Source organism: Metapseudomonas resinovorans DSM 21078 (assembly GCF_000423545.1).
In the GTDB taxonomy this organism is placed as follows: domain Bacteria; phylum Pseudomonadota; class Gammaproteobacteria; order Pseudomonadales; family Pseudomonadaceae; genus Metapseudomonas; species Metapseudomonas resinovorans.
This window is the reverse complement of record NZ_AUIE01000006.1, coordinates 143,392-156,702: the sequence shown is the minus strand read 5'-3', so window position 1 is coordinate 156,702 and position 13,311 is coordinate 143,392. Positions and strand designations below refer to the sequence as shown.

Here is a 13,311-nt window from a genome sequence, read left to right as displayed (position 1 = left end):
CGAGGCGGGGTTGATGGGGTGTGATGGTCATTCGGCCGAAGGTTCTGGCGGCGGGTCGACCTGAACCAGATCGCGCTTACGCGCGGCGTCCTTGTACTTGCTGGAGATGGCCACGTAGAGCTGGTACTGCGTCATCTGCCCGATGACTTCGCCCGACACCGGGTCTTCCAGGTCGAAGGTCGCGGCGGGGTCGAACATTTCCACCAGGTTGCCGAGCTTGGTCGTGCGCTCCTGGCCCTCGCCGAGGGCCAGCACTTCCTCTTCCACGTAGGTGGCGGACGGCGTACCGTCTTGCGGGCGCGGGTTATTGATCGCGATGTAGCCGGTGCGTACCCAGCTCGTGCCAGCCACCTGGCTCTCTCGGTAGTCGGGCATGGGTCATTCCTCGTAGGTGATCAGAACCGTGAATGCTTTGCTCAGGATGTGCTCGCTGTTGGTGGGGTGAAGGACGACCTGAACCCCGGTCGAGGTCAGCTGCACGTCGTACTGGTAGCCCGCACTTGCAACCCAACCGGGAAGAATGGCGTTGGTAGCGGAATGGAACACCAACACCTGCACACCAATAACCTTCGACGACGTGACGCCGTGGTTGGCCGATACGGTCCCGCCTTCGGTGGCGGCCGTGGTACCGGTCAGCTTCTTCTGCTTGATCGCGGGCGCGGTATCGCCCAGCTGGGTGTAGTCGTTGAATATCTGCTTAGCGGCCCAGGTGTTACTGAAAGCCAGGCGCGCCAGCTCCAGCCACGCCCCCCAAGCACCGCTGGCAAAGCCCCGGATCGACGCCTTGGGGCTGATGGTATTACTGGTCAGGGCGATTTCGCTGGCGGTCGTGCTGGCCTGCGCATGCAAGATATGGTGGAAAGTGGCGCTGGGGCCATTGGTGTACGGCGAGCCGAGGTTGTACAGGCCACCCGCTGCAATGGCATTGGCGTCCGTTACCACCGGCATGACGCCGCCGACTCCGAACGCGCCAGGGGCCATCTTGGTGTCGTCGGTGATGGTAATGTTCGCTGAACCATCGAAGGCCACGCCGTTGATGGTGCGTGCAGTGGCTATCTTGGTCGCGGTGGCCGCGTTCTTGCTGATGCTGATCGGCCAGTTGTTAGCGAAGTCCGTCACGTCGATGGTCAGCAGCAAACCACCAGCGGACCAGCCGATTTTCACATTGTTGCCCAACTGGCCGGCGCCAGTGCCCTGCTGGACTGGGTTGTATCCCAGTGCATTCTGCTTGCCATTGACCTGCGCCTGCAGCTTGCCCAGCGCCGCCAGCACGGTGTCGGTCGCCGCAATAGCAGCGCTGGTAGCGGTCGACAGACCAGTGAGCAGGCCGCCACGCACGGCCTGAGCCACGCGCTCGGCCGTCCAGGCGCGGCGTGTGGTGGCCGTGCCGGCTTCCGCCTCGGCCTGGCTGACTGTGCTGGCGGACCACTCACGAGCATCCGTCAGGCGCGCGTCCCCGGTGCTCACCTTGCCATCCAGGGCGGCCTGCGTCGCCGTACTGATGGGCTTGTTGGCATCGGACGTGTTGTTCACCTGGTCCAGGCCAAGGCTGGCCTTGGTTGGCAGGTTCAGCGGGTAACTGACGATGGTGCCGGAGTGGTTGGTGGCGTAGAGGTCGTATCCGGCCCCCACACGCACCAGGTAGATCGAGTCGGCCTCCAGCACGCCAGGCAGGCTGGAAACCACCTTGTGCAGCTTTAGGTCGGCCATTTACTCACCAGTTGGTGGTGTTCCATTCGGCGGGGATGGCGGCGCCGTTGTAGCGCAAGGCGCCCGCCAATTCACTGAACTTGTCCAGGGTCGTCTTGTTCGCGTGGCTGTGGGCCTGGCCCACCGCGCTGTCGATCTGCGCGGGCGTGGACGTCGGCCGACCCTGGATCGCGTCCCAGGTCAGGGTCACGTCCATGGATTCGTACTCGGCCACCTTCAGCCAGCTGGTGGTGGCCGGGTTCCAGGCGTAGAGCGCGGCGCCCGCATCGACGGTGGGATCGCCCGTCGCGTCCTGCACCAGGACGAACACCGCGCCCTCCAGGCTCGGCTCCAGGGCATCGCGGGCGGCGATGTCGGCCACGAACAGCACCGGCGCCCCGCTGCTGGGCAGGCTGCTGAGGGCCTCGGTGATCAGCGCATTGATCATCGCGCTGTTGCCGATGGACTTGGCCTCTCCGGCGCTGTTGGTCAGGTAGGACTCGGCATAGTTACCGTTCTCGACGTAGTAGAAAGCGTTGGCCACCAGGCTGCCGGGCAGCGTGGCGACTTTGTAGAAAGCGATCTGAGCCATGGGGGCACCTGTTCAGGGGATGGGTTACCAGTCGTTGGCCTGCCACTCGCCGGCACCAACGCCCGGAGGTCCTGGCGGGCCCTGCTCGCCAGCGGCGACGAGGATGGTTTCGGGCTGCTGCAGGGTGACGACGTACTCTTCACCGCCCTCGATCAGCATCGGGGTGGTGGCGGCCTCGACCACCAGGGTCCAGGCCTCGACGTGTTGGGTTGTCTGGGTCATGGGCTCACCTACGGCGATAGCTCGACCGGCCCCTCCGCCCAGCGCAGCACGGCACCGTCGGCGAAGGTCAGCTCCACCTCATGGAACGCCGCTGCCAAGCTGAGCTGAGCGGTCTGCTCGGCGGTGATCTCGCGTCGCAGGGTGCCGGCCGGGTCCAGCTCCAGGCCGGCGCCGACCGTCAGCGCCAGCAGCACGACGCCGCCCGGCTTGTCGCGGATCTGCATGCGCGCGCTGCAGCCGGTAAGGTCCACCGGCGGCTGATAGATCAGTTGGCCGCCCACAGGCTTCTGGCCCACGGCCGACAGCGCATTGATCTCCAGGGTGTCGGCGTCCACGCGGGTGGCCTGCCAGGGCCGGCCTTTGTGCGGCTCGCGGTTGACCTCCGGCCACTGCTGCACGCTGCGCACCCACACCGGCCAGTCACCCGACAGGCCGTGCTCAGGCACCGCCAAACGGACCGGCGCCACGGCGGAAATGGCTTGGATGGCCTTGTAGACCAGGGTCGGCTGGCTCAGCCGCAAGGTGTCGCGGAAGGTCGCGCCCTGAATCAGGCGCAGGGGTACACAGGCCGGCTGCATGGCTGGCTGCTCCTTGAAGTTTTTGGGGGTTACAGCGCCTTGATGAACGCTCGGTGGTCACCGGAGGGCAGCGCGAAGTGCGTGGCCATGTCGAAGTCCGGGGTGTAGGTGGCCAGGTAGCCGCCACTGCCGCCGACCAAGGCCCGACCGCTGGCGGCCAACACCCGCTTGGGGGTTGGCGCGCTTTCGCTGGCGTAGATCCAGGCGAGGCTCTCCCAGTGCTCGCCATCCAGCGAGGTCAGTACCCTCGGATGGCCAGCAACCAGGACAAACACGCCCTCGCCGAACGTCAGTTGCACGGTGCCTTCAGGGGCGGCACCCGCCACTTCCCAGGCCAACCCATCGCGCGACCTGTAGACCCGGCTCGCGTCCACCGCGAGAAAGACGCCGTTGCCGAACGCCAGGCCAAGCGGCCCCCCGGCCGCCCCCAGATGCGTGGTCCAGGTAATGGCGTCCGCACTGGTCATGATGGTCGAACCGCTGGTGATCAGCACCCAGCGCCCGGCACCATAGGCAATCAGCGCCGTGCCACCGCCACCAACCGTGCCGACCGTCCAGCTCACCCCGTCCGCGCTGCTGGCACAGAAGTTGTTGTAGATGATGGCGTAGCGCCCACCGCCGTAAGCCGTCACACCGGCAGAGTAGGACTCCAGGCCACTGATGGTGGCCACGCTCCAGGTCTCACCATCGGCACTGGTGATCACCTTGCCAGCGCTGCAGCCCACGACGAACAAGCCATTGCCGTAGACCGCAGACAGCGGCGTGACACTGAGCGGCAATTCCACCCGCGTCCAGGTCGCCGCATCGGCACTGACGACCAGGTCGCCGCCAGCCGAGATGGCCACGTACTTCCCAGCACCGTAGGCCAGTGCACCGATGTCCGACGTGCCGGCCGGATTGATCTTGCGCGACCAGCTACCGCCCTCTGGGCGGAACAACAGCTGGGTGCCGCTGCCGCCAACGACCTCCAACACGCCGTCGTCGAAGAACGACCTGACGTCCGCACCGCCCGGCAGCGGGTTGTCGAATGCCGTCCAGGTCACCCCGTCGGTGGACTCCAGCACCGAAGGACCGGAGAGCAGCACCCGGCCACCGCTCGCCACGAAGGCATCGTTGACCACGTGGCCGGGGTTGTTGCTCGCCCAGGTAATGCCATCGCTGCTGGTGTACGCCAGCGACGTGTCGTAGGTGACGAAGCCGCTGGCGACCGCCCCGACGGCGTTGAGCGTGCCGCTGGTCCCGGAGGTGCCCAGGGTCCAGGCCAGGCCGTCGGTGCTGTAGGCCACCTTGCCCGAGGCCCCAACCACGACGAAGCGGCTATTGCCGTAGGCGATGCCGAGGATGTTACTGGTGCCGAACTGGCTGGTCCGCAGGGTCCAGGTGATGCCGTCCGGACTGGTGGCCAGCTTGCCGGAGTCGGCAACCGCCACGAACAACCCACCACCAAAAGCCACATTGCGAAGCGCGGAAGAGGCGAACGGCGAGGTGGCGAGGGTCCAGCTCACCCCATCGGCGCTGTAGGCGATCCGCCCGGAGCTGCCCACCGCGACAAACACCCCGGCGCCGAACGCCAGGCCGTTGACCGACACGCTGACATTCGCCGCATCGATCACGGTACTGGCTGCCCAGGTCGCACCACCATCGACGCTGCGCACCAACTGGCTGGAGGCGCTGAAGCTGATCAGGTAGATGCCGTTACCGCTGCTGATGGCCCCTGGCGTACCCGTGGCATCCGGGCGTACGACGGACGAGCGGCGCAGGCGGGCCAGTCGGTCGCCGAGCAGCGCGTGCAGGGCCGGGTAGGAACCCTTCGCCTGCGCACTGCCATCCACTGCCAGCCAGTCGGCACCCAGGTCGCGGGCCGAGGTGAGGCAGTCCCCGACCTGCGCCCCACCGGCCTGCCCCAAGCTGGCAAGCGCACCCGCCGTGAGGCGGACGCTGATAGGAGTTCCCGCCGGCCAGTCCCGCGCGCCGGAGCCTTCCTGGCCCCGTTCGATCGTCAGTGTGCCGGCGGCGTTGGCGGTGGCTTTGACGATCTCCCAGCCGACCTCCTGGCCGTTGGCGTCGATCTCGGCCAGGGTCAGCAGGTAATGATCGCCGGCACCGAGACCGACCAGTTCAGCGGCAGCGGCGGACGGAATGTCCATCGCCGTAGCGGCCGCCGTCAGCGCCGCAGCCAAGGACGTCGACCAGTTATTAAGGAATCGCTGCATGTTGTCTCCCAATCAGACCCAGCAAACAGGTGAGGTTTCCAGCCAGAGGGCCGCCCCGGTATGGGGGTCCCAGGCGCCGTAGCGCCGGGCGGTGGTTCCCGTCGTGACCACGCCACTGGCCGTGCCCGTCGGCGTGGCCGGCGGGTGGTAGGCGCGCGCCGAAGGTCGGTCGGCACACAGACCGATGACCTGCGGTGAATAGCGAATAACGTCCAGGTGTCCGTTGAAGGTGGTGGCATTGGCCTCCACCAGCGCGATGGTGGGCGCGGCGTAGACCAGGATTTCGTCGAACGGCAGCGGCACCCAGTTATGGGCGGCGGCGTCATCGCTGACGCTCTCGGGGTAGTCGATGCCGTCGGTGGTCACCGTCCGAGCCCAACTCATGCTGCCCAAATCGGTACCGTCCAGCGTCTCGCTGGCCGTACCCGTCCAGGCCCCGAGCAATTGGCTGCGCACTTCGCCGCCGACTTCGATGGAGGCCGTCCAGTTGGCGCTGCCGGTGCTTTCCAGGCCGTCCGCAGTCGGCGCCGGGATATCCACGTTGCCGTCCCAGGCAATGACGAAGTCCACGTCACGGCGGAGCCCATCGACGTCGTACCAGATGCTCAGGGTGCGGCGGATATCCAAGGTCACTGTCCCGCTATAGACCTTGCAGGAACGCCCGCCCCATTCACTGAAGTTGCCCTCGCCCGGCCCCGGCGGCGTGCTCGCAAGCTGGAAGCGCCATTCCGGGGTATAGCCCGGCGGGCCGTTGTAGTAGCCGGCCAGGTAGTCCGGACCAAGGTCCATTGCCACCGTGGCCTGGGAGACCGCCGAACGCGCCTTCACCACGCTGCAGCCGACCGTGGCTGTAGCCCCTGGCCCGCTGAGGGTCAGTTCGAGGAACGCATAAGGCCAACGGATCTGCGTCTCCGCAGTGCCCAAGCGCCGCTCGTGGACCATCAGGACGGCCGCCGAGCCATCCGCGCGGATCGACTCCAGACGCAGACGCCCGGCGGTCGGGGCCGTAGCGCCATCGATGCCCCAGCCTGAGCCGACCGGATAGCTGTGGCTCTCCGCGTCCTGGCCGAACTCACCGAAGCGGCTCAGGGTCAGGGTTGCCGACCAGGGCGTGCTGAAGCTGCGCACGGTGTTCTCGTCGAGATTGGTGCAGCGCACCAGCCACCGCACGCCGTCCGGATCGATATAGATCCAGCCGTCCAGCGGCTTTCCGCCCAAGGCCCGGCGGTCGCCGGAGAGGATGGCGGTGTTGCGCCACTGGCGCCCCGCAGCCGCATCGGCAGCCAGTTCCTCGGCACTGCGGACCACCTCGGGCACACCCGGCACCTTCACCCGGTGCGCATCCCCCCAGGTATCCGGGATGTCGGTCAAGACGCCACTGATGAGGTCTTGGTGTACCGCCGGCTGCGGCCAGACCCGGGTCGAACCATTCGGCAGGGTGAGCACCCCGGCGCGCACCGGGCCATGCCACGGGTTGCCCCAGAGCTTGGCCTGGAAGAGGCCCAGACCCTTGTGCTGCAGGATCATGGTTCGGGCTCCGGGTCAGGCTCTGGGTCGGCGTAGAGGAAGTCGATGGATCGACCGCTGGCGTCCACCATCGTCAGCTTCTTGATCGGCTCCAGCTCCATGGTGAACAGGCCGTCGCTGCTGGTGATGGTCATTGCCGGGTGGTACTCGCGGAGCGGTACGCCGGCCTCCGATGCCGGCTCGGTCAGCGGACTGTCCACACCGCCACCACCACCCCCGAATGTCGGTTTGTTGGGGTCCCAGGTACCGCGCCCCTTGGTTGCTGGGCGCAGCCCCCGCCGCTCCAGCGACACCAGCTCGCGGATCTGCCGACGCTGGGTCTCCAGCGAGTTGAGATCACGGCGCAGGGTGGACGTGCGGGCAGCCGTGATCCCCGCGCGGGTCGCTGCACGTTCTTGGGCCAGGGTCATGGGTTACAGCTCCAGCAGGTCGTTCGGGATGGCCAACTGATAGGTCTGAGCCTGGCTGACCGTGTACTCGTCACGATGATCCTCGGGGATTTCCGGGGCCGTCAGATCGAAGCGGCGCGGGAACGCCTCAAGCTCTGGGTTGATGTCCAGATCGTCGACCGTGTAGTTGCCGGCGAAGCCGTCCAGCTCCTCGTCGTAGATCGGGCTGATGTTCCGCGAGCCCAGCTGGGTCGGCAGGATGATCAGTGACGGCGGTGTGCCGGGTGGTGTGCTGGGCGGACTGGCCGGCGGCGTCAGCGGATCGGTGACATCGCCGCCGCCCTGGCTCACGGCCAACTGGATGCTGGTCAGGGCTGAGCCACTGTCGAGGTCCCACTCGTCCAGCAGGTTGAACACCTTCGCCCGGCACTGCACCGGCTGCCCAAGAATCTCATCCTGCACATGCAGGGTGTGCTCCAGGCGAAAGCCCAGGGTGTCGGAGGTCGGCAGCTGGAACGCAAAGCGGTTGCCACGGTGCGCGCCGAGGATGGTCGTGGCGGCCATGGCCAGGCCGCAGGTCAGCGCCTCGGTCCGGCGTTCTTCCTCTCTCAGGTCTACCACCCAGTCGCCCAGGGCGTCCTCGGTGGCGTCCGGTTCGTGCTCGGTGAACTCGGCACCTTCAAATTCCGCCTCGCGGTCGCTCTCAGTCTCTAGTGCAACCCGCTCACGGCTGATCACCTCGCCGGCCTGGGCCACGCTGGCAGCGGCCTCCACCCGCAGGGTGTACTGCTCGGTCACCCGCTGGCTCCAGCGCATGGCACTGGTCCAGGTCGCGCTGAGCAGCAAGTCCGGGTAGGGGTTGGTCCAGCCGAACGGCGGATCGCACAGAACCCCATCCCCCGTTGCGGGCACCAGACCCCAGTTCGCGGTGCTGAGGATGGCCTGATAGCCCGCGCCACTGCTGGCGTCCTCCACCATGCCGATGTCCGGCACTTCGGTGTTGTCCTCTCGGCCCCAGGTCAGGCAGAAGCCATCGATGATGGACACCCCCTCAACCGCCGGATGCTCCCAGATGAAGTCCTGGTGCCGCTCGCGCAAGCGGATGAAGCGGTAGTCAGCCGCCACCTCCACCACGTTGATGCGGTCGTTGAGCTCCACCGGCACCCAGTCCAGCGTGCCATCCAGCACGGCGCCGGCCGGGATGACAAAAGCCGCTGCACCCGCCGCCCAGGGCGTCACCTGCAAAGCGCCTTCGACGCTCCGCTGCAGGCTGGCAGCCTGGGTGCTCATCCGCTCCAGGGCGTAGTCCCAGCGCGACCGGCCTTCGACCGGCTCGAACACGTCGGCCGACCACAGCCCACCCACCAGGGCATCGATGGCGGCCACATCCATGGCCTCGACTTCCTCCTGCAGGCGGTCACTGCACTCGCAGGCCAGCACCCGGGTCTGCAAGTTGAACTGCGGACGGATCACCTGGCCCTTGAAGCGCAGGGTTTCAGTCCAGTCACCTTCGCGCAGGTCGCGGTAGTAGAGCTCCACGCTCTGCCCGACGTAGCTGGCCGGATTCACCGCACCAGCATCCATCAGCAGGTTGAAGTCAGCCAGGGCGCGGGCGCCTTCCTCCCGCTCGATACGCACAGCACCGGTGAGCAGGTCGCTGGCATCCACCCCATTGAGCAGCAGGCGAACATCCCAGATCACCGACACCACGGGGGTAACGGTGACCGGGCCGGGCACACTCCCGCCCGCCGACTCGCCGTTCAACTCGACGGCGTTCAGCTCCGAGCCATTCAGCAGCATCAGACTTCCTCAGCGGTGATGGTCCAGTCATGGGTGTTGGAGGCCGGGTCCATGGACTCCGGTGGCGGTTCACAGAACACGGTGAACACCGGGCGCCAGCAGACCTGATACTGCAGGGCGCCGGGGACGGCAGTGATGGTGAAGGTTCGATCAGGCTCGACCTCCACCGGAGTGCGTTGCCAGTCACCGCCCACGTAGGCCAGCGCCCAGGGCGAATCATCCGGTCGGGGCGTGCCCGGCAAGGTGCCGGTGAGCGCCGTGGTGGTCAGCGACTGCTGCTTGGTACAACGCAGTTCCAACGGCTGGTCGAAGTCCAGGCCGGCGAATCCAGGCCCCATCCAACCGGTTCCCCGGATCGTGATGGCTGTCTTTCGCCAGTGACGCATTTTTACCAGGGCGCCCCCTGAGCGCCGAGCCGTGGACACCCCGCCAGTGGGCGAGTACTCCACCGTTGGCGCCCCCGAGTCGATACGGATGGGGATTCCCCCCAACATAATCCTGCTCATTGATTCTCCCTTGGTCAGTTCCGGCCATGCATTCGCGCCAAGCGGCGAAGAACTGCCGCATCTGAAGGTGAGGCCTGAACCTGGACGGTTTCACCCGCAATGTTGAAGGTGAAAGTACCCCCATGAGGCGGCTCACCGCCCGCCTGAGACTGCTGCTGAAGGGCGATGGCCATGGACGGTACGGTCGGCACAAACCGCTCCCCCATCACCCCGCCGTCGGCAAACCCAGGCAGCTGCAAGCGATTGATCTGGTGGACCAGGCCGGCGCCGTAATGCTGAACGGCCCGAGCTGTGAGGATGCCCTCGCCATTGCTCAGCCGCGCCAGAATGCTGTCACTTGTTCCGGTGCCCGGGCCACGCAGAACGCCACCAGTGGCAAAGCCCGGTGCAGCAGCAACACCAGCACCGTCGACCATCTCTTCCGCACGCTTCAGGTTGGAGGTATCCGGCGGAACCAGGGTGACCTGGACCTGCATGTACTTGCGCCACTCCTCGGCGAGTTCAAGCATGCGCTGGCGCGTCTGATCCTCGGACTCGGTATCGGAGACGAAGCCGACGCTGATTCGCTTCAGGGCTTCGGCCTTCTGAAGGAGCGCTTCAACGCGCTGCTCCTGCGCCTTGACCGACGCCTCGGCGTTTTCCTGATCGATCTTGGCTGCCGCATCTGCGATCTGCCCCAGCTCGCGGGCAATGCCCTCGAAGCCATAGGTATTGGCGCCGGCATCACGAAGCTGCTCGAGGATTACCGCTGCACGTTCGGCCTCTTTGAGCGCTGTATCGGTATCGCCGACTTTGGCCGCATTTCGAGCGTTAACCTTGGCCTGGGTAAGGTCACCAAACGTTGGCGCCCCGGACTGGCCACCGGCAGCGAAACTATCGGCCAGCGCCGCGAAGCGCTTCTGGATGTCCTCCCGACGCTTCCGCACCTGCTCCAGCCGCTTGTTGGCGTTCTCGTGCTCCTTCAGCACCTCGGCCAGTTGGGATTTGACCTTGTCGACCTCGGAGTTGCGAATGGTGTCCTGACGGGTTTGGAAAGCCTGTTCGGATTTCAGGCGATCGTCCTGGATCTTGTCGATTGCCTGATAGGCCTCGCGATAAGCGCGAGCCTGCCCGGCAGCCAGGAGCGCCTCTTTGCTGACAGGAGCAGTCGGCCCATCGCGCTCCATATCTGCCCGGCTGATTTGTTCCGCTCGGAGTCGCCAGTGCTCTTCAGCTAGCCGGAGCTGTTTCGCGTACTCCTTACGCTCATCGTCGGTCAGGCCACGTACCGCGCCAGCCGACTTGATCAGCGTGTCAGCATATTTCGCCGTCTCTGCCGTCTTCTTCGAGAGATCAGCCTCAATTGCCTGCTGATCTTGGGCCAGGTTCTGCATCTCCCGGTGCAGCATGTAGAACTCTGCCGCGATGGCTCCAATCGCCAACCAAGACCCGCCTTTCGCAAGCGTGGAGAAGCGAAGTCCCTTGAGGCGCCCACCAAGGCGCCCGACCTGACCACTGAGCGTGTCAAGCGAAGCACCAGCAGCAGTTGCAGCCGCTGGGGTTGCAGCAAGATGGGAAAGGAACAAGGAGAAAGGCCCGCGAATTGCTGCCAGGACAATCGAAAGAGCCTTTCCAGCAGTGCCAAGGGCAACAATGCCGATCAAGGTTAGCCGGACCGGTTCTGGGAGTTCGTTGAACGCATTGAGCATGTCCGTCAGCAGTTCGACGAGAGGAAGGCCAGCGGCCAGCGCTTGGCCAAACGCAAGCTGCAGCTCCCCTACGGCCGACTTGAAGCGCGCGACCTGCTGCTCAGGCGTGTCCTTCATGATGTCGTAGGCCCGCTGCGTAGCACCGGCGGCCTCGTCCATTCGCTCGACTTGCTCGTTGAAGGCGGCGATCTGATTGGTGAGCGCCAAGACAGCAGTACGCCCCTCGACATCCGGGATGATCTGCCGCATTGCTTCGATACCAAGCTTCTTGCTGGCGATCTGCTGCAGCGTGCCCTGGAGTCCATTCCAACTAATGCCCAACTCCTTCATGGCCTTGGCCGCCTCGGGAGCTGGAGAAGCGAGCTGAGTGATTGCGCTGCGAAGCGAGGTGATCGCGATAGGAGCCTTGATGCCCTGAACGGTCATGCGAGCCAGCGCTGCTCCGAGTTCGTCGAAGCCGACACCGGCGGCGGCAGCCGTCGGCAGTACCTGGCCCAATCCAGCAGCAAGCTCGTCGAACTCCACCACGCCATCACGGATGGTCAAAAACAGCTGGTCGTAGCGCTGACCCAGGTTGTCGACACTCTCACCGTAGGCGTTGACGATGGTCACGCCGACCGATGCAGCAGTCTTCGTCTCCGACATGCCAGCCACTGCCGCCCTAGAGGCTTGAGCTAGCACATCAAGGCTTCGACCGGTATCAATACCGCTGCCGAGAATTTCGCGAAGAGCTGCGGCACTGCCGGTGGCGCCCTTTCCGAGATCGACACTCAACTGGCGAACGGAAGCTGACAAGCTCTCCAGCTGCTCGCCTGTCAAGTCCGTGATTGACGCGATGCCAGCCATCTGCTGGCTAAAGCTTGCAAACTCGGTGAAAGCGCGCTGGCCTAGCAGGGCAACACCACTGAAGGCCGCCGCACCAGCGATGATCTCGTTTTTCACATTAGCCAAGCTGGTGCGCCAGCCATTCGTCTGTTCTTCCAGGGCGCGGGTCTGTTCGAGCATTCGCACCTGGGCCTGGATCAGTTCGGTCTGAGTCAGGCGACCACTGGACTTCAACAGGGCGAAGTTGCGCTGAAGCTTGACGACCTCTTCGTTAACGTCGGCGAATGGCCGAACCCCGAAGGAGTCGCGAGCCCGGGCAACGGCATCCTGCAGGGCAATATTGGGCACCTTCTGTGCCAGTTCTGCGCGCAAGCGAGACTGCTCACTGGCGAGATTGCGAGTGTCGACGCCGGCGGCGCGCAGCTGTGTGCGCATACGCTCCAACTGGGCGCCATCGGACGAAGCGGCGACAGCAAGGCGGTTCATCTCGCCAGTCACTGCCTTGTACTCGACTTGAAGTTGACGCGACGTAGCGGTGCCACGCTGCAGTTCAGCGCCCAGCTCAGCCATCTGCCGCTTGGCATCTGCCAAGGCGCGAGGGTCTACCTGGACGCCGGTGAGCTGGATCTCGCCTTGCCGCACTGCGCTGCGCAGCTTCTGGTACTCCGCCAGGGCCTTGCTGTATTGGCCCTGCAACTGTTTAGAAGGCTCAGCGCTTCGGGCCAGTTCGTTGCCCAGCTCACGGACACGATCACGGGCAACGGCCAGATTGCGTTGGCCAAACTGCAGGGCGTCCAGCCGTTTCGCGTTGGACTCCATAGTCCTGACGCTGTCGGCAATCTGGCGATAGCTGGCGGCGGTTTTAGAGTTGGCAGAATCCAGGCGCACTAACTCCTGCTGCATAGTGCGAAGGCGATCCTTAGCATCCCGAAGCGCCGCCCCAGTGCGCTCGACGCTGGTCTGCAACTCCTGGAATGCCGTGACACGCCCAACCGGCTGCTGCAACGTCTTGATGGCTGCGGCGGCGGCCTTGCTGAACTTGTCCAGCTGGCGAATACTGCCACCGTCATCCACCCCAAGCGTGAGCGTGACATCAGTCATGAGTGCAAAGACCTTCTTCTGGATAGCCGCCATCGCAGCGCTGTGCGTCGCCCCCAAGGCATTCATGCCGGTGGTGATCGCGCTGTTCGTGCTGGTTGGGGTGGCGTTGGTTGGACTGTCGGTCGCGGCGTTACTTTTTCCGCCGCGTTAGCGCCGCTAACGTGTTGAGGTAGAGGGACCA

The 13,311-nt window shown here is 65.3% G+C and carries 12 protein-coding genes; 1 reads left to right on the top strand and 11 read right to left on the bottom strand.

Features of this window, described 5'->3' with window-relative positions:
• Positions 1-27: 27 nt before the first annotated feature.
• The 11 genes from G559_RS0106765 to G559_RS0106715 all read right to left on the bottom strand — a co-directional run bounded on the left by G559_RS0106765 (position 28) and on the right by G559_RS0106715 (position 13,130).
• Positions 28-375 carry a hypothetical protein gene (locus tag G559_RS0106765; RefSeq protein ID WP_028627519.1) on the bottom strand — a complete coding sequence of 116 codons (348 nt, stop codon included), beginning with the start codon at positions 373-375 and terminating at the stop codon, positions 28-30.
• A 3-nt stretch (positions 376-378) separates the two neighbouring features.
• Entirely contained in the window at positions 379-1,710 is a 1,332-nt protein-coding gene (locus G559_RS28560; protein WP_036997028.1) for a hypothetical protein, read from the bottom strand.
• A 4-nt stretch (positions 1,711-1,714) separates the two neighbouring features.
• The gene (locus G559_RS0106755; protein WP_028627518.1) at positions 1,715-2,281 is read right to left on the bottom strand and encodes a hypothetical protein; all 567 of its coding nucleotides are present in this window, start codon (positions 2,279-2,281) and stop codon (positions 1,715-1,717) included.
• A 24-nt stretch (positions 2,282-2,305) separates the two neighbouring features.
• Complete coding sequence (locus G559_RS0106750; RefSeq protein ID WP_028627517.1) at positions 2,306-2,503, bottom strand: hypothetical protein; 198 nt, start codon at positions 2,501-2,503, stop codon at positions 2,306-2,308.
• Between the two features lie 8 nt (positions 2,504-2,511).
• The gene (locus G559_RS0106745; RefSeq protein ID WP_028627516.1) at positions 2,512-3,081 is read right to left on the bottom strand and encodes a hypothetical protein; all 570 of its coding nucleotides are present in this window, start codon (positions 3,079-3,081) and stop codon (positions 2,512-2,514) included.
• 29 nt (positions 3,082-3,110) lie between these two features.
• Entirely contained in the window at positions 3,111-5,294 is a 2,184-nt protein-coding gene (locus G559_RS29560; protein WP_155945680.1) for a hypothetical protein, read from the bottom strand.
• A 12-nt stretch (positions 5,295-5,306) separates the two neighbouring features.
• Positions 5,307-6,821, bottom strand: coding sequence for a hypothetical protein (locus G559_RS0106735; protein WP_028627514.1), 1,515 nt, complete (start codon positions 6,819-6,821; stop codon positions 5,307-5,309).
• Positions 6,818-7,231, bottom strand: a complete 414-nt coding sequence (locus G559_RS28550; protein ID WP_051246451.1) for a hypothetical protein — start codon at positions 7,229-7,231, stop codon at positions 6,818-6,820. Before G559_RS28550 ends, G559_RS0106735 begins: the two co-directional genes overlap by 4 nt.
• Positions 7,232-7,234: 3 nt before the next feature.
• On the bottom strand, positions 7,235-9,010 hold the full coding sequence (locus G559_RS0106725) for a hypothetical protein (protein ID WP_051246448.1): 1,776 nt from the start codon (positions 9,008-9,010) through the stop codon (positions 7,235-7,237).
• Positions 9,010-9,348: a hypothetical protein gene (locus G559_RS0106720; protein ID WP_245586474.1), complete on the bottom strand. Its 339-nt coding sequence runs from the start codon at positions 9,346-9,348 to the stop codon at positions 9,010-9,012. The genes G559_RS0106725 and G559_RS0106720 overlap by 1 nt, the downstream gene beginning before the upstream one ends.
• Before the next feature lie 182 nt (positions 9,349-9,530).
• Positions 9,531-13,130 (bottom strand): phage tail tape measure protein, encoded by a 3,600-nt coding sequence (locus G559_RS0106715; protein ID WP_162144806.1) that lies wholly within the window; start codon positions 13,128-13,130, stop codon positions 9,531-9,533.
• On the opposite strand from G559_RS0106715, the gene G559_RS30595 reads away from it, so the two are divergent.
• On the top strand, positions 13,129-13,281 hold the full coding sequence (locus tag G559_RS30595; RefSeq protein WP_162144805.1) for a hypothetical protein: 153 nt from the start codon (positions 13,129-13,131) through the stop codon (positions 13,279-13,281). The genes G559_RS0106715 and G559_RS30595 overlap by 2 nt on opposite strands.
• Positions 13,282-13,311 lie beyond the last annotated feature (30 nt).

What these genes read in the sequence shown, in the direction of transcription:
- G559_RS0106745 (WP_028627516.1), bottom strand. Translation starts at nt 3,081, where the DNA reads ATGCAGCCGGCCTGTGTACCCCTGCGCCTGATTCAGGGCGCGACCTTC.
- G559_RS0106720 (WP_245586474.1), bottom strand. Translation starts at nt 9,348, where the DNA reads ATGGGGCCTGGATTCGCCGGCCTGGACTTCGACCAGCCGTTGGAACTG.
- G559_RS30595 (WP_162144805.1), top strand. Translation starts at nt 13,129, where the DNA reads ATGAGTGCAAAGACCTTCTTCTGGATAGCCGCCATCGCAGCGCTGTGC.
- G559_RS0106765 (WP_028627519.1), bottom strand. Translation starts at nt 375, where the DNA reads ATGCCCGACTACCGAGAGAGCCAGGTGGCTGGCACGAGCTGGGTACGC.
- G559_RS28550 (WP_051246451.1), bottom strand. Translation starts at nt 7,231, where the DNA reads ATGACCCTGGCCCAAGAACGTGCAGCGACCCGCGCGGGGATCACGGCT.
- G559_RS0106735 (WP_028627514.1), bottom strand. Translation starts at nt 6,821, where the DNA reads ATGATCCTGCAGCACAAGGGTCTGGGCCTCTTCCAGGCCAAGCTCTGG.
- G559_RS0106755 (WP_028627518.1), bottom strand. Translation starts at nt 2,281, where the DNA reads ATGGCTCAGATCGCTTTCTACAAAGTCGCCACGCTGCCCGGCAGCCTG.
- G559_RS29560 (WP_155945680.1), bottom strand. Translation starts at nt 5,294, where the DNA reads ATGCAGCGATTCCTTAATAACTGGTCGACGTCCTTGGCTGCGGCGCTG.
- G559_RS0106725 (WP_051246448.1), bottom strand. Translation starts at nt 9,010, where the DNA reads ATGCTGCTGAATGGCTCGGAGCTGAACGCCGTCGAGTTGAACGGCGAG.
- G559_RS0106750 (WP_028627517.1), bottom strand. Translation starts at nt 2,503, where the DNA reads ATGACCCAGACAACCCAACACGTCGAGGCCTGGACCCTGGTGGTCGAG.
- G559_RS0106715 (WP_162144806.1), bottom strand. Translation starts at nt 13,130, where the DNA reads ATGACTGATGTCACGCTCACGCTTGGGGTGGATGACGGTGGCAGTATT.
- G559_RS28560 (WP_036997028.1), bottom strand. Translation starts at nt 1,710, where the DNA reads ATGGCCGACCTAAAGCTGCACAAGGTGGTTTCCAGCCTGCCTGGCGTG.